Origin of the sequence: Microbacterium oleivorans, assembly GCF_013389665.1 — a bacterium.
GTDB classification, from domain to species: Bacteria; Actinomycetota; Actinomycetes; order Actinomycetales; family Microbacteriaceae; genus Microbacterium; species Microbacterium oleivorans_C.
Window position 1 is genome coordinate 2,992,598 of the sequence record NZ_CP058316.1, and the last position, 14,427, is coordinate 3,007,024.

Below are 14,427 nucleotides of genomic sequence, written 5' to 3' on the forward strand. Positions count from 1 at the left end.
CCACTGTGCCAGGCGGAGGTTCCCGCACGCCAACGGCGCGGTGCCCTCCCCGCGCAGCCCCCCCCGTCACGAGGCGGGAGCGGCCCGCCGTCCCGTCGCCCGCGCGAGGCTCCGCGCCAGATACGGCGCCGTACGGCTGGCCCGCTCGTTCGCCACGGCGTCGGGCGTCCCGGCCGCCACGATGCGCCCGCCGGCATCGCCCCCGGCGGGACCGAGGTCGATGACCCAGTCGGCGGAGGCGACGACATCCATCTCGTGCTCGACGACGACCACCGTGTTGCCGGCGTCGACGAGCGTGTGCAGCTGGGTGAGCAGCAGGCGCATATCGGCGGGGTGGAGCCCCGTGGTCGGCTCGTCGAGCAGGTACAGCGTGTGGCCTCGGCGGGCGCGCTGCAGCTCGGTCGCGAGCTTGATGCGCTGCGCCTCGCCGCCCGACAGCTCGGTCGCGGGTTGCCCGAGACGCAGGTACCCGAGCCCGACCTCGCGCAGGGTGCGAAGACTCCGGGACGCGGCGGGCACGTCGTCGAGGAAAGCCGCCGCGTCCTCGACGGTGAGCGCCAGCACCTCGGCGATGTTCTTGCCGCGGTAGGTGACCTCGAGCGTGTCGTCGTTGTAGCGGGAGCCGTGGCACACAGGACAGCGCCCGTAGCTGCCGGGGAGGAACAGCAGCTCGACCGAGACGTATCCCTCGCCGAGGCAGGTCTCGCAGCGGCCACCGGCGACGTTGAACGAGAACCGTCCGGCGGTGTAACCGCGCTCGAGGGCCGAGTCGGTGCTCGCGAAGGCCGAGCGCACCGCGTCGAACAATCCCGTGTAGGTCGCGAGATTCGAGCGCGGCGTGCGTCCGATCGGCTTCTGATCCACTCGGACGAGTCGGTCGAGGTGCTCCAGCCCCACCGCGGCGCGAACGGTGAGCGCGTCGGCCCGCGGGTCGGGCACCGTCGCCTCGGCGAGACCGGCTGCACCCGTGGTCGGGTCTGCGGGCTCGTCCGGCTGCGCCGAGCCGCCGCGGAGGTATCGGTCGACCGCGTCTCGCAGCGCTCCGCCCACGAGCGAGGACTTGCCCGATCCCGAGACGCCGGTGACGGCCGTGAACGTTCCCAGGGGGAAGCTCGCATCGAGCCCGGCGAGGTTGTGCAGCGAGACGCCCTCCAGCCTCAGCCAGCCCGTGGGCGTTCGCGCCGCGCGGGAGGCGGCGGGCTCGTTGTCGAGCTCGGGGAAGAGGAACGGACGCGTCACCGACCCGCCCACCTCGGCGAGCCCGTCGACGGGCCCGCTGTAGAGCACCTCACCGCCGCCCTCGCCCGCCCCGGGCCCGACGTCGACGATCCAGTCCGCGCCGCGCACGACGTCCATGTTGTGCTCGACGACGAAGACCGAGTTGCCCGAGGAGGTGAGCTGCTCGAGCACATCGAGCAGCGGCTCGGCGTCGGCCGGGTGGAGACCGGCCGACGGCTCGTCGAGCACGTACACGACTCCGAACAGCCCCGAGCGCAGCTGGGTCGCGAGGCGAAGGCGCTGCATCTCGCCCGGCGACAGGGTCGTCGTCACGCGACCCAGTCCGAGGTAGCCCAGGCCGAGTTCGGTGAGGACCTCGATGCGAGCGAGCAGATCGGTGGCGATCGCGACCGCGACATCGGTGCGCTCGCCGGACGACGACCTGGGGACGGCCGGCGCGGCATCCGTCAGCGTCGTCGTCGGGCGCAGGATGTCGGCGAGCTCGGTCATCGGCACCGCGTTGAGCTCGGCGATGGTGCGGCCGGCGAAGGTGACGGCCAGCGCCTCGCGGCGCAGCCCCGATCCGCCGCAGAGAGGGCAGATGCCGGTGCGGACGAACTGCAGGACGCGCTCCCGCATGGTCGCGCTCTTGGAGTCGGAGAGCGTGTGGAAGACGTACTTCTTCGCGCTCCAGAACATGCCCTTGTAGGGCTTGGCCACGCGGTCGCGCTGGGGCGTGATCTCGACGACCGGCTGCTCGTCGGTGAACAGGAGCCATTCGCGCTCGCCGGGGGCGAGTTCCCGCCACGGGCGGTCGACGTCGTAACCGAGTGCGATCGTGATGTCGCGGAGGTTCTTCGCCTGCCAGGCGCCCGGCCAGGCTGCGATCGCACCGTCGCGGATGCTGAGCGACGGGTCGGGCACGAGCGTGTCCTCGGTGACCGTGTGCGCGACGCCGACACCGTGGCACTCGGGGCACGCGCCGGCCGCCGTGTTGGGGGAGAAGGCATCGGAGTCGAGCCGGGTCGTGAACCCCTCGGGGAAGGTGCCCGCACGTGAGAACAGCATCCGGAGCGAGTTCGACAGCGTCGTGACCGTCCCGACGCTCGATCGCGAGCTGGGCGCGCCGCGCCGCTGCTGCAGCGCAACGGCCGGCGGGAGGCCCGTGATCGACTCGACGTGCGGGTTGTGACCCTGCTGGATCAGCCGCCGCGCGTAGGGGGCGACCGACTCGAGGTACCGCCGCTGGGCCTCGGTGAAGATCGTGCCGAACGCGAGCGAGGACTTGCCGGAGCCCGAGACCCCGGTGAAGGCGACGATCGCGTCGCGCGGCACATCGACATCAACGTTGCGGAGATTGTTCTCGTTCGCTCCGCGCACGCGCACGAAGGTGTCAGGGGTCGCGCGGTGGTTTTCGGGCATCGTGCCAGCCTAGGTGCCGGTGGGCGTCGCCGGACGCGAGCCCTCTACCACGTGCGAGGGGTGTACTGAGAGTGACTGCCTGGCCGTCGGGAGTCCGTTTAGCGTGGACGCAGCCCCGTCGGGCAACCCCCGCCTCACGTAACACCCGGCTCATCTGCGCCGGGGGAAGGAGCGCCATGCTCACCGTCAACGCCTACGCCGCGACCTCTGCCGACGAGCCCCTCGTCAAGACGACCATCGAGCGTCGCGACCTCGGCCCGCACGACGTGCTGATCGACATCGCCTACGCGGGCATCTGCCACTCCGACATCCACACCGTCCGCGGCGAGTGGGGCCCGATCGCCTACCCGCAGGTCGTCGGCCACGAGATCGTCGGTCACGTCACCGAGGTCGGCTCGGCTGTCACCAAGCACCGCATCGGCGACCGCGTCGGCGTCGGCTGCATGGTGAACTCCTGCGGCGAATGCGTGCAGTGCACCGCGGGCAAGGAGCAGTACTGCCTGAAGGGCAACATCCAGACCTACGGCGGCGTCGACCCCGCCGATGGGAGCATCACGCAGGGCGGCTACTCCGAAGCGGTCGTCGTGAACGAGGACTTCGTGCTCCAGGTCGCCGAGAACCTCGACATCGAGAAGGTCGCGCCGCTGCTGTGCGCCGGCATCACGACCTACTCGCCGCTGCGCCGGTGGAACGCCGGCCCCGGCAGCAAGGTCGCCGTCGTCGGCATGGGCGGGCTCGGCCATATGGCCGTCAAGATCGCCGTCGCGATGGGCGCCGAGGTCACGGTGCTGTCGCAGACGACGTCGAAGCAGGACGACTCGCTGCGATACGGCGCGACCGCGCACTACGCGACGAAGGATGCCGAGACCTTCACCCGGCTCGCCGGCTCGTTCGACCTCATCATCAACACCGTTTCGGCGAAGATCAGCGTCAGCGACTACCTCGGCCTGCTGCAGCCGGAAGGTGCGATGGTCAACGTCGGGGCGCCGTCCGAGCCGCTCGAGGTCCCCGCGTTCGCGCTCATCGGCGGAGGCCGCACGTGGGCCGGATCGATGATCGGCGGCATCGCCGAGACGCAGGAGATGCTCGATTTCTGCGCGGAGCACGGCATCCTGCCCGAGACCGAGCTGATCTCGGCCGAGCAGATCAACGAGGCCTATGAGCGCGTCCTCGCCTCGGACGTCCGCTACCGATTCGTGATCGACGCCAAGACCCTGGCCTGACGTCCCCGCGAGGTTCGGCGCGGCACTCCCGCCCGACCCGCGCCCGGCACGGTCGGCCTTCGTCGGCTGAGCGTGCCGGGTGCGGGGCAGCCCCCGCCGGTGCTGGCGGGTCGGTGTCGGCGGCTCGCCCTAGGCTCGTGCGGTGGGTATCGGAGAATGGGTCGCGCCGCGACGGTTGGGGCGGGACTTCCGGTGGCTGTTCGCGTCGTCGGTGACGAGCAACATCGGCGACGGCATCGCGCTGGCGGCATCCCCGCTGCTGATCGCGTCGATGACCGACTCTCCCGTTCTGGTCGCGTCCGGCGCGATCATGCAGTTCCTGCCCTGGCTCCTCTTCGGGCTGCACGCCGGCGCCATCGCCGACCGGGTGGATCGACGCATCCTCATCATGGTCGCCAACGGCATCCGCGCCCTCGTGCTCGTCGGCCTGTGCGTCTTCCTCGTGACCGGCGTCGCGAGCATCTGGATGGTGCTGGTCGTCGCGTTCCTGTACGGCACCGCCGAGGTGTTCGTCGATACCACCAGCAGCACCCTGCTTCCGATGATGGTGCGCAAGAGCGACCTCGGTATCGGCAACGCTCGGCTGCAGGCCGGTTTCCTCGTGGCGAACCAGCTGGGTGGACCGCCGCTGGGCGCGTTCCTCTTCGCCCTCGGGTCGTTTTGGCCGTTCGCCGTCCAGGGCGTGTGCGTCGCCCTCGCCGTCGTCCTCATCTCACGGATCGCCGCCACCTCGTCCGGGGAGGCGGAGGCGGCCGGGTCCGCGCGCGAGCGCACGGCGGTGCACACCGACATCCTGACTGGGATCCGGTGGTTGTGGCGCAACCCGCCGGTGCGGATGCTCGTGGTGATCATCCTGACCTTCAACATCACCTGGGCGGCGCCGTGGGGCGTCCTCGTTCTCTATGCGACCGACTATCTGCAGATGGGGCCGGTCGGATACGGGGCGCTGACCACGGCGTCCGCCATCGGCGGGCTGTTGGCCACCGTGCTCTTCGGGCGGCTCGAGAAACGGTTCTCGTTCGCGACCCTGATGCGCGTCTGCCTGTCGGCGGAGGTGCTCATGCACCTCGCGTTCGCGCTCACGACGTCGGGAGCGTTCGCCTTCGCCATCATGATCGCGTTCGGCGCCTACGCGTTCGTCTGGGCGACGATCTCGACCACGGTGCGCCAGCGACTCGTGCCCCGCGAGTTCCAGGGCCGCATCGCCTCGGTGAACATGGTGGGCGTCTACGGCGGTTTCGTGATCGGGCAGGCCCTCGGCGGCGTGATCGCGCAGGTGTGGGGACCGACCGGCCCCTGGTGGTTCGCGTTCGAGGGGGCGGCCATCACTCTGCTGCTCGTCTGGCGCCCGATCTCCCACATCGCCGCGGCGCGACCCGCCGACGACGACAGCGTCGACGAGGAGCCCATCGCGCGGTGAGGGCGGCGCGCGACGACCGACGACGAGACTGCGCGGGTCTACGTTCCCGGCAGTACGGGCCACGGGTAAGGCTGTCCTAAGCTGGCTGTCAGGGTGCGAGAAGAGTGAGGAATCAGGTGCACGGAGAAGTCATCCGCACGGAGCGGCTGTCGCACAGCCTCATCCGCGTCGTGCTCGGCGGTGGGGGACTCGCGGACTTCGCGGGCTCGCAGTTCACCGACGCCTACGTCAACTGCCTCTTCCTGCCGGACGGCTCGACACTCACCGTCCCCTGGGATGACGAGACGGCGCGCGCCGCGGCTGCCGAGCACAGGCCGCGTCCGCGCCGGCTGTCCGTCCGCCGGTGGGACGCGGATGCCGGCGAGCTGACGCTCGACATCGTCAGCCACGGCGACGTCGGCTACTGCGGCCGGTGGGCCGGGCGCGCGCGCCCCGGCGACCTTCTGCAGCTGCGCGGGCCGGCGGGCGGGTACGCGCCTCATCCGGACGCCGACGAGTACCTCTTCGTCGGCGACGAGTCGGCTCTCCCCGCCATCGCCGCCTCGGCGGAGGCGGTGACCGCGGGCAAGCGGGTGCGGGTCTTCGGGCTCGTGGAGGCGCCGGAAGACGAGATCGCGCTGCAATCGCCGGGAGACCTGGACGTGGTGTGGGTCCACCGGTCAGCCGTCGCCGACAGCGCCGTCAACGACAGGGCCGTCACGGCGCTCGCCGACGCCGTCGCTTCCTCGGGCCCACCGGCGGGCCGGCTCAGCGCCTTCGTGCATGGCGAGGCCGCGGAGTCGCTGGCGGTCGTGCGCGTCCTCGCCCGCGGCGGGTGGTGCCGCCCCGAGATGCTCTCGTCGTCGCCCTACTGGCGGCGCGGGATGGACGACGAGGCCTGGCGCGGCGTCAAGGGCGACTGGGTGCGCGCCATGCGCGAGGAGACCCAGGCGCTGTTCGCCGCTGCTCGCTGACGCCGGCGACCGCGCCGCGGCGATCTCTTCCCCGTGCCGTGCTGCGGGCACGATCCCCGCGTCAGCACCCGCGAGCGGCGGCCCCGACCGCGGCCTCGAAGTCGGGTTCGGCGCCGAGCCGGGAGAACCACACGTTCGCCGCGTTGCAGCAGTTGACGGTCTCGACCTGACGCTCGAAGTAGTCCGCGACGCGCTCCGTGGAATCGTCGCCGCACGATCGGATGATGCCGCTCTTCACTACCTCGACGGCCTCGAGCTGTTCGGGGCCGCCGACGCCGACGCGCTGCCTTTCGCCGATGCGCTCCACCCCGACGCCGACGCGCATCGGCTCATCGCGCGACGTTTCGCGGAGAAGGTCTTCGGCGTCGACGGAGTGTTCGGAAGGTTCGGCACCCTCCCGAAGCCCGTCGCGTGCCCGGGCGCCTCGCGCAGCGGCCTGGCGTGATGCCCTAGGGGTCTTCCTCCGCGCTGCGCGAGCGCGTCATCCGCGAGGGCGCCCGATCGAGCACGACGACGGGGACGATGACGGGACCTGGCGCGGCGACGGATATCGTCGCGGTGTGACCGATACGTTCCGCCTCGACGGCCGTCGCATCCGCGACATTCCCTCGCTGTACGCGGAGCTGGACCGGGTGCTCATGCCCGACGAGCCGTGGCAGCTCGGCGAGAGTATGGATGCGCTCGACGATCTGCTGTACGGCGGGTACGGGGTCCTGGCGCGGGCCACCGGTGCACGCATCGTCTGGACCGACCACGAGCGTGCTCGCATCGCCCTCGGGGTCGATGCCACACGGGCCTGGTATCAGGGCAAGCTCGCGCGGCCCGGGCTCTTCGCCGCGGGCCCGGCGCAGGCTGCGCTCGACGATCTCGATCGGGGAGCGGGGGCGACGTACTTCGACCTCGTCGTGCGCGTCTTCGCCGATCACCCCGAGGTCGACCTCGTCCTCGACTGACGCCGGCCCGGGTGCGACAAAGGGGCCGGCCCGATCGGGCCGACCCCTTCATGCGTCGTGTCGCTCAGAGAGCGCGGATGTTCGTCGCCTGCAGGCCCTTCTGGCCCTGCTCCACGTCGAACTCGACCTTCTGGTTCTCGAAAAGGTTGCGGTGTCCAGAGCCGGCGATGGCGCTGAAGTGCGCGAACACGTCCGCGGTGCCGTCGTCCGGAGCGATGAAGCCGAACCCCTTCTCCGAGTTGAACCATTTGACGGTGCCAGTGGCCATGTCGTCATTTTCCTTCTGTGTTCTGGGACCACCGCTGTGATGATCCGGGGTACCGCTGCGACGGTGTCGCTGCGGAGTGTGTGGGGCGAGATAATTCGCCGGGCGACCGATGGCAATATCGGATCGCGGTGGGCCGAGAGCAGGGCCCGAATGCGTGAGATCGACGGCTGACTTTCTGATGTGCACATCGGCGACGAGGCCGACGGAGAGGCGCGCCGTGACGCACCGACTCTCGAATGCTACGCGAAATCCGGCCGCTTGTGGGCCGCGGTGTCATCAGAAGCCTCAGATCGACGCGAAACGTCTCGCTCCAAGACCTCGAATCGGCCCCGGACCCAGCAGCCCATGCCGAGTTTCGCCACGGTGAGCGTGCAGCGCGCCCCGCCGGCCGGTGCGCGTGCCGACCGTCGCCCTCGGGTCGATTTGTCCCGGCTCGAACGGATGTTGTGGTCAGACCACACGGGCGACACTGGATGCACGGGGTCGAGGTCCCTCATCCCGGATTCGGACACAGACGCGGACACCTTCCGCGCCGGGAAGGCTCACGATGTCCATCGCCGTCGACGCCCTCGTCACGCGGGCACAGCACGCCCTCGACGAGTATGCGCGTTTCACCCAGGAACAGATCGACCACATCGTCCGCAAGGCATCGGTCGCCGCCCTGCATCACCACGGCGACCTCGCGGTCCTGGCGGTCGAGGAGACCGGTCGCGGCCTGTTCGAGGACAAGGCCGTCAAGAACATGTTCGCGTGCGAACACGTCACGCACTCGATCATCGACCAGAAGACCGTCGGCGTCATCGCGCACGACGAGCTCACGGGCATCACCGAGATCGCCGACCCCGTCGGAGTGATCTGCGCCCTGACCCCCGTGACCAATCCGACCTCGACGGCGATCTTCAAGTCGCTCATCGCGCTCAAGACCCGCAACCCGATCGTGTTCGGCTTCCACCCCTCCGCGCAGCGGTGCTCGTCCGAAGCCGCCCGCATCGTCCGCGACGCCGCCGTGGCCGCCGGTGCTCCGGCCGACTGCATCCAGTGGATCGAGGAGCCGTCCATGGACGCCTCCGGCGAGCTGATGAACCACCCGGGCGTGGCGCTCATCCTCGCGACCGGAGGAAACGCGATGGTGCGCGCGGCGTACTCGTGCGGCAAGCCCGCCCTCGGCGTCGGTGCGGGCAACGTGCCCGCTTTCATCGAGCGCTCCGCGGACGTCGGCCGCGCGGTCAACGACATCGTGCTGTCGAAGTCCTTCGACATGGGGATGGTCTGTGCCAGCGAGCAGGCCGTGATCCTCGACGCCCCCGTCGCCGATGAGGCGCTCGACGAGTTCGCCCGGTTGCACGCCTATCGCGTGAGCCCCGACGAGAAGGCGCTGCTCGAAGAGTTCATCTTCGGCGTCACCGCAGACAGCGTCACCTGCGCCGATGCCAAGCTCAACGCACGCGTCGTCGGTCAGTCTCCGGTCTGGATCGCCCAGCAGGCGGGCTTCACCGTGCCCGCCGACACGTCGATCCTGCTCGCCGAGGTCTCGGGGGTCGGTCCGCATGAGCCGCTGACCCGCGAAAAGCTGGCTCCCGTCCTCGCGGTGCTGCGCGCCGCGAGCCCCGCCGAGGGCATCGAGCTGTCGCGGCAGATGGTCGCCTTCGACGGCCTCGGGCACTCCGGCGCCATCCACTCGAACGATGCCGAGGTCATCGCGCGTTTCGCCGAGGTGGTGAAGGCCGTGCGCATCATCGAGAACTCCCCGTCCGCCCTCGGCGGCATCGGTGACATCTACAACGCCTTCCTGCCGTCCCTCACCCTCGGATGCGGCTCGTACGGCCACAACTCCGTCTCCAACAACGTCTCGGCGGTGAACCTCGTGAACGTCAAGCGCGTCGGTCGACGCAACAACAACCTGCAGTGGTTCAAGATCCCCGCGAAGACCTACTTCGAGCCGCACGCGATCCGCTACCTCGCCGAGATGCGCGGTATCGAGCGCGTCACGATCATCACCGACGAGAGGATGACCTCGCTCGGGTACGTCGATCGCATCACCGACGTGCTGAACCGCCGCGAGAACCGCGTGCAGATCCAGCTGCTGAACCAGGTGCGTCCCGAGCCGAAGGTCTCGGAGGTCGTCGCCGGCGCCGAGCAGCTGCGCCAGTTCCAGCCCGACACGCTCATCGCGCTCGGCGGCGGGTCGCCGATGGATGCCGCGAAGGTCATGTGGCTGCTGTACGAGAACCCCGAGATCGAGTTCTCCGACATGCGCGAGAAGTTCTTCGACGTCCGCAAGCGCGCGTTCACGTTCCCCGAGATGGGAACGAAGGCCAAGCTCGTGTGCGTCCCGACCACCTCGGGCACCGGCTCCGAGATGACACCGTTCGCCGTGATCACCGATGACGCCACGGGTATGAAGTACCCGCTCGCCGATTACGCCCTGACGCCGTCGGTCGCGATCATCGACCCCGAGCTGACGCGGGTGCTTCCGGGCTTCCTCGTCGCCGACGCCGGCTTCGACGCTCTGACGCACGCCACGGAGGCGTACGTCTCGGTGTACGCGAACGACTACACCGACGGTCTGTGCCTCCACGCGATCAAGCTCATCTTCGAGAACATCGAGCGCAGCACGCTGGCCCAGCCGGGGTCCACGGATGCCGCGGACCGCCGCGCCCGCGAGAAGATGCACAACGCCGCCTCCATCGCCGGCATGGCCTTCGGAAACGCCTTCCTCGGGATCGTGCACGCGATGGCCCACGTCACCGGTGCGACCTACGAGCTCGTGCACGGGCGCACCAACGCCGTCTACCTGCCCCACGTCATCCGGTACAACGGCACGGTGCCCACGAAGCTGACGAGCTGGCCCAAGTACGAGCGCTACATCGCGCCCGAGCGCTTCCAGCAGATCGCGCAGCATCTCGGTCTGCCCGCCGCCACTCCCGAGGAGGGCGTGGAAAGCTACGTGCGCGCCGTAGAGGAGCTGCGCGATCGCGTCGGGATCGAGCGATCCTTCCAGGCGCAGGGCGTCGACGAGGCGCGGTTCCTCGACAACCTGCAGGCTCTGGCGATGGCGGCCTACGAAGACCAGTGCGCTCCGGCGAACCCGCGGATGCCGATGATCGACGACATGAAGACCCTCATGGAGGCGGCGTATTACGGCACGTCGTTCGGCGAGGTGCGGGCGACCCGCGCGGGCGCGGTGGTGGCCGCCGACGCCGTCTCCGCTCCTGCCGCACCCCGCAGGTCGGCGGGCAAGGCCAAGGCCACCCGCCACGCCTGAGGTGGGCGAACCGGAGGGTCGGGCCCCGGTGCCCGGCCCTCCACCTACGCTGGACCCATGCAGCAGCGTCGCCTCGCGTCCACGTCCCACTCGGTCTCGGCCATCGGCCTCGGCACCTGGCAGCTCGGCGCCGACTGGGGCGATGTCGACGAGGAGCAGGCGCGCTCGGTTCTGGCGGCATCCGTCGATGCCGGCGTCACGCTCTTCGACACCGCCGACGTCTACGGAGACGGGCGCAGCGAGACGATCATCGGCCGTTTCCTGGCCGACCGTCCCGGGCACACCGTGACGGTGGCGACCAAGATGGGACGCCGCCTCGCCCAGGAGCCCGGCAATTACACCCGCGACAATTTCCGCGCGTGGACCGACCGCTCGCGTCGCAACCTCGGCGTCGACGTGCTCGATCTGGTGCAGCTGCATTGCCCGCCCACCGCGGTGATCGAGTCGGACGCCACCTACGACGCGCTCGACGAGCTCGTCGCGTCCGGTGCGATCGCGGCCTACGGCGTCTCGGTCGAGACGGTCGACCAGGCGCTGGCGGCGATCGCCCGCCCTCACGTGACGAACGTGCAGATCATCGTCAACCCGTTCCGGCTGAAGCCTCTCGAGCAGGTCCTGCCCGCCGCCGCGGCCGCGGGCGTCGCGATCTTCGCCCGGGTCCCGCTCGCGTCGGGTCTGTTGAGCGGTCGGTACACCAGCGACACGACCTTCGCCGCCGACGACCACCGCTCGTACAACCGCGACGGCGAGGCGTTCGACCGTGGCGAGACGTTCTCGGGCGTCGACTTCGAGACCGGCGTGGCAGCGGCCGGGCGCCTCGCCGCGGCCGTGCCGGAGGGCGTCTCGCTACCGGCCGCGACGCTGGCCTGGATCGCGTCCCGCCCCGGCGTGACCAGCGTCATACCGGGCGCCCGCACCCCCGAGCAGGCGCGGGCGAACGCGGCGGCGGCCGAGCTTCTCGACGACGGCACCGACCTCACGGCGTTCGACGACGCCGTCACCGACGTCTACGACGGGATGCTGAAGGCCGAGGTCCACGCGCACTGGTGACCCTGTGGACATCGTCACGGTCGTGTCGTCGCCGGCCTCTACGCTGAGCGGGTGATCCTCGAGTTCGACGCGGAGGTCTTCCGCTGGGCCGCCCGCACCCAGGACTGGTTCTTCGCCGCGGTCCCCGACGAGGCGAGCGCCGACATCCGTGAGATCCCGCGGATGCGGCGTGGCTTCGGGGCCGTCCGCGTGCGGGCCGGCATCGGCGGTTCGACCTGGTCGACGTCCATCTTCCCCGACGCGGCGCGGGGCGTGTACATCCTCCCGCTGAAGCAGGCGATACGGCGCGCCGAGGCGATCGGCGGCGACGGCGTCGTGCACGTGCGGCTCGAGGTCCTCGACGCGTGACGCTGTCCGCGGTCGTCCCGGCGGTGCTGCTCGTGCCGGCGCTCGGCGTGAGCATCGCTCTCGCCGTCATCGATCTCCGCAGTCATCGGCTGCCCAATCGGCTGGTGTTCGCGCTGTACCCGTTCGCGCTCGCGTACGCCGTGTGGCGCGGGTTCCACGAATCCTCCGCGCTCCCGGTGGTCGGAGCCGCGATCTCGGCATCCGTGCTGTTCGCGGCCTCCTACCTCCTGTATCGCGGCGGGGGTCTCGGCGGGGGAGACGTGAAGCTCGCGGGCGCTCTCGGTCTCGCGACGGGTGCGCACGGGTGGGAGATCCTGGTCCTGGCGACCGCGGCTGCCTTCCTCTCCGGCGGTCTCGTCGCGCTCGTGCTCATCGCGCTCCGGCGGGCGGACCGGAGGACGCGCATCCCCTTCGGGCCGTTCATGCTCGCCGGGGCATGGACGATGCTCGCGATCGCACTGTTCTGAGCGCCGCGAGCTGTCAAGGGTCACGGTCCCGGTGCAGCCGGGCGCTATCGTTGCGGGCATGGCAGACACCACGTTCGTCTCCCGCTCGATCGCGTGGGCTCTGCAGCGCAAGCCCGTGCGGGCCTTCCTGCTCTACAGCGAGCACCGCGGCGCCGTCCTGGCCGACAGCGTCACCTATCGGACGCTGTTCAGCGTGTTCGCCGGGGTCCTGCTCGGATTCTCCATCGCAGCGCTCTGGCTGGCCGGTGATCCGGCCGCATGGCAGGCGCTCATCGACGCGGTGAACCGGGTGATCCCGGGCCTCGTCGGAGAGGACGGTCTGATCAAGCTCGACGACATCACCGCTCCCACGGGACTCACGATCGCCGGCGTCATCGCCACGGTGGGCCTCGCCGGAGCCGCGATCGGCGCAATCGGATCGCTGCGCACGGCCATGCGTGCGATCGCCGATGAGATGAGCGACGACGTCCTGTTCGTCTGGGTCCTGCTGCGCAACCTGGCGCTCGCGATCGGGATCGGCGGCGCCCTGGTCGCCGCAGCCGGGGTGACGTTCCTCGGGACCGCGGGTGTCGGCATCCTCGCCGATCTGGTCGGTCTCGCCGACACCGACCCGCTCGTGCAGTTCGGCGGATGGTTCGTCTCGGTCCTCGTGGTCTTCGCACTCGACGCCGTCGCCGTGGCCGTGCTCTTCCGCGTCCTCTCCGGCGTGCGGGCCCGCAGGAAGACGCTCTGGAGCGGGGCGCTGCTCGGCGCCGCCGGGCTGACCGTGCTCCAGCAGCTCTCGGGCCTGTTCGTCGGCGGCGCGACGTCGAACCCTCTGCTGGTGTCGTTCGCATCGCTCATCGCCCTGCTGCTGTGGCTGAACCTCTCGTCGCAGGTCATCCTCGTCGCGACCGCCTACATCGTCACGAGCGTCCGTGAGGAGGAGGACCGGGTGCGGTACCGCTTCGGTGCGGCGACGTTCCTGCAGCGGCGGGTGCAGCGCGCCGAAGACGCGGTCTCTGCGGCGGCGCGCGAGCTCGAGAAGGCTCGCGCGCTCGAGGCGGACGAGCGCTCGAGCTCGTCGACCTGAGCGGGGCGGCGGAGCGCTAGCGCCCGTAGCGCTCGACGAAGGTCCGCAGGATCGAACCGGTGTGGGCGACCTCCGCGCGACGCACCGCCGCCAGGGTCAGGTCGAGCTCGTCCGGGGCGAAGTAGCCGTGCCCGGCATAGGCGTGGATACGGGTGGTGATGCCCGCGAGGTCCAGCTCGGGGTGGAACTGGGTCGCGTAGACGTTCCGGCCGACGCGGAACATCTGCACCGGGCATCCCGCGGAGGAGGCCAGCAGCGTCGCCCGCGGCGGCAGGACGGAGATCGCCTCCTTGTGGCCGACGAACGCCGAGAACACCGGGGGAAGGGCGGACAACAGCGGGTCGTGGCGTCCGGCTTCACTCACCTCGACGTCGACGACGCTGATGGGCTCGCCGAATCGGCGGTCGATGGTGGCACCGAGGTGGGCGCCGACCGTCCCCACCCCGTAGCACGCCCCGAGGAAGGGGGCATCCGCCGCCACGACGCGATCGAGCAGCGTGGCGAACTCCGCCTCGACGCGACGCTGCACGACCGACTTGCGCTCGACCGGATCGGACGCGTTGAACGGACCGCCCCCGACGAAGATCCCCGAGATCTCGTCGAGATCGAGCTCGGGCATCGGTGTCGACTCGAGCCGGATGCGGCGGAGCGAGCCCTCGTCGAGCCCGGAGTGGCGCAGGAAGAGGGCGTACTCCTCATCGGCGGGGACATCCTCGGAGCGAGTCGCCAGCAACACGAAGGGTTTCACGCGGCGGTCCCGCTCCGTAG

General features: G+C 70.3%; 13 protein-coding genes. 9 read left to right on the forward strand and 4 right to left on the reverse strand.

What is annotated here, in order from left to right; genetic code table 11:
• Window positions 1-66: 66 nt before the first annotated feature.
• Window positions 67-2,640 (reverse strand): excinuclease ABC subunit UvrA, encoded by a 2,574-nt coding sequence (locus HW566_RS14205; RefSeq protein WP_178013931.1) that lies wholly within the window; start codon window positions 2,638-2,640, stop codon window positions 67-69.
• 176 nt (window positions 2,641-2,816) lie between these two features.
• Between HW566_RS14205 and HW566_RS14210 the strand changes: the two genes are divergently transcribed.
• The 3 genes from HW566_RS14210 (at window position 2,817) to HW566_RS14220 (ending at window position 6,236) form a co-directional block, all read left to right on the forward strand.
• A complete protein-coding gene (locus tag HW566_RS14210; RefSeq protein WP_178013933.1) occupies window positions 2,817-3,863 on the forward strand; it encodes an NAD(P)-dependent alcohol dehydrogenase in 1,047 nt (348 codons plus the stop codon).
• 142 nt (window positions 3,864-4,005) lie between these two features.
• A complete protein-coding gene (locus tag HW566_RS14215; protein WP_256728743.1) occupies window positions 4,006-5,283 on the forward strand; it encodes an MFS transporter in 1,278 nt (425 codons plus the stop codon).
• Between the two features lie 116 nt (window positions 5,284-5,399).
• Window positions 5,400-6,236 (forward strand): siderophore-interacting protein, encoded by an 837-nt coding sequence (locus tag HW566_RS14220; RefSeq protein WP_178013935.1) that lies wholly within the window; start codon window positions 5,400-5,402, stop codon window positions 6,234-6,236.
• Window positions 6,237-6,297: 61 nt separating this feature from the next.
• Here the strand turns inward: HW566_RS14220 and HW566_RS14225 are convergent, their stop codons facing one another.
• Window positions 6,298-6,561 (reverse strand): hypothetical protein, encoded by a 264-nt coding sequence (locus HW566_RS14225; RefSeq protein ID WP_178013937.1) that lies wholly within the window; start codon window positions 6,559-6,561, stop codon window positions 6,298-6,300.
• Between the two features lie 235 nt (window positions 6,562-6,796).
• Between HW566_RS14225 and HW566_RS16155 the strand changes: the two genes are divergently transcribed.
• Window positions 6,797-7,189 carry a barstar family protein gene (locus HW566_RS16155; RefSeq protein WP_256728744.1) on the forward strand — a complete coding sequence of 131 codons (393 nt, stop codon included), beginning with the start codon at window positions 6,797-6,799 and terminating at the stop codon, window positions 7,187-7,189.
• A 64-nt stretch (window positions 7,190-7,253) separates the two neighbouring features.
• Here HW566_RS16155 and HW566_RS14235 read toward each other — a convergent pair whose 3' ends face one another.
• Window positions 7,254-7,457: a cold-shock protein gene (locus tag HW566_RS14235; RefSeq protein ID WP_150419407.1), complete on the reverse strand. Its 204-nt coding sequence runs from the start codon at window positions 7,455-7,457 to the stop codon at window positions 7,254-7,256.
• Between the two features lie 547 nt (window positions 7,458-8,004).
• Here HW566_RS14235 and adhE point away from each other — a divergent pair.
• The 5 genes from adhE to HW566_RS14260 are packed head-to-tail and all read left to right on the forward strand — an operon-like array spanning window position 8,005 to window position 13,659.
• The gene (gene adhE / locus HW566_RS14240; protein ID WP_178013941.1) at window positions 8,005-10,722 is read left to right on the forward strand and encodes a bifunctional acetaldehyde-CoA/alcohol dehydrogenase; all 2,718 of its coding nucleotides are present in this window, start codon (window positions 8,005-8,007) and stop codon (window positions 10,720-10,722) included.
• Window positions 10,723-10,779: 57 nt separating this feature from the next.
• Complete coding sequence (locus tag HW566_RS14245; protein WP_178013943.1) at window positions 10,780-11,772, forward strand: aldo/keto reductase; 993 nt, start codon at window positions 10,780-10,782, stop codon at window positions 11,770-11,772.
• Window positions 11,773-11,823: 51 nt separating this feature from the next.
• On the forward strand, window positions 11,824-12,120 hold the full coding sequence (locus tag HW566_RS14250) for a DUF1905 domain-containing protein (protein WP_178013945.1): 297 nt from the start codon (window positions 11,824-11,826) through the stop codon (window positions 12,118-12,120).
• Window positions 12,117-12,587, forward strand: coding sequence for a prepilin peptidase (locus tag HW566_RS14255; protein ID WP_178013947.1), 471 nt, complete (start codon window positions 12,117-12,119; stop codon window positions 12,585-12,587). The genes HW566_RS14250 and HW566_RS14255 overlap by 4 nt, the downstream gene beginning before the upstream one ends.
• A gap of 58 nt (window positions 12,588-12,645) precedes the next feature.
• Window positions 12,646-13,659 carry a YihY/virulence factor BrkB family protein gene (locus HW566_RS14260; protein ID WP_178013949.1) on the forward strand — a complete coding sequence of 338 codons (1,014 nt, stop codon included), beginning with the start codon at window positions 12,646-12,648 and terminating at the stop codon, window positions 13,657-13,659.
• Window positions 13,660-13,675: 16 nt separating this feature from the next.
• Here the strand turns inward: HW566_RS14260 and HW566_RS14265 are convergent, their stop codons facing one another.
• Entirely contained in the window at window positions 13,676-14,407 is a 732-nt protein-coding gene (locus HW566_RS14265; protein ID WP_178013951.1) for a glutamine amidotransferase, read from the reverse strand.
• Window positions 14,408-14,427: the final 20 nt, after the last annotated feature.

What these genes read in the sequence shown, in the direction of transcription:
- HW566_RS14210 (WP_178013933.1), top strand. Translation starts at nt 2,817, where the DNA reads ATGCTCACCGTCAACGCCTACGCCGCGACCTCTGCCGACGAGCCCCTC.
- HW566_RS14235 (WP_150419407.1), bottom strand. Translation starts at nt 7,457, where the DNA reads ATGGCCACTGGCACCGTCAAATGGTTCAACTCGGAGAAGGGGTTCGGC.
- adhE (WP_178013941.1), top strand. Translation starts at nt 8,005, where the DNA reads ATGTCCATCGCCGTCGACGCCCTCGTCACGCGGGCACAGCACGCCCTC.
- HW566_RS14260 (WP_178013949.1), top strand. Translation starts at nt 12,646, where the DNA reads ATGGCAGACACCACGTTCGTCTCCCGCTCGATCGCGTGGGCTCTGCAG.
- HW566_RS14225 (WP_178013937.1), bottom strand. Translation starts at nt 6,561, where the DNA reads ATGCGCGTCGGCGTCGGGGTGGAGCGCATCGGCGAAAGGCAGCGCGTC.
- HW566_RS14245 (WP_178013943.1), top strand. Translation starts at nt 10,780, where the DNA reads ATGCAGCAGCGTCGCCTCGCGTCCACGTCCCACTCGGTCTCGGCCATC.
- HW566_RS14205 (WP_178013931.1), bottom strand. Translation starts at nt 2,640, where the DNA reads ATGCCCGAAAACCACCGCGCGACCCCTGACACCTTCGTGCGCGTGCGC.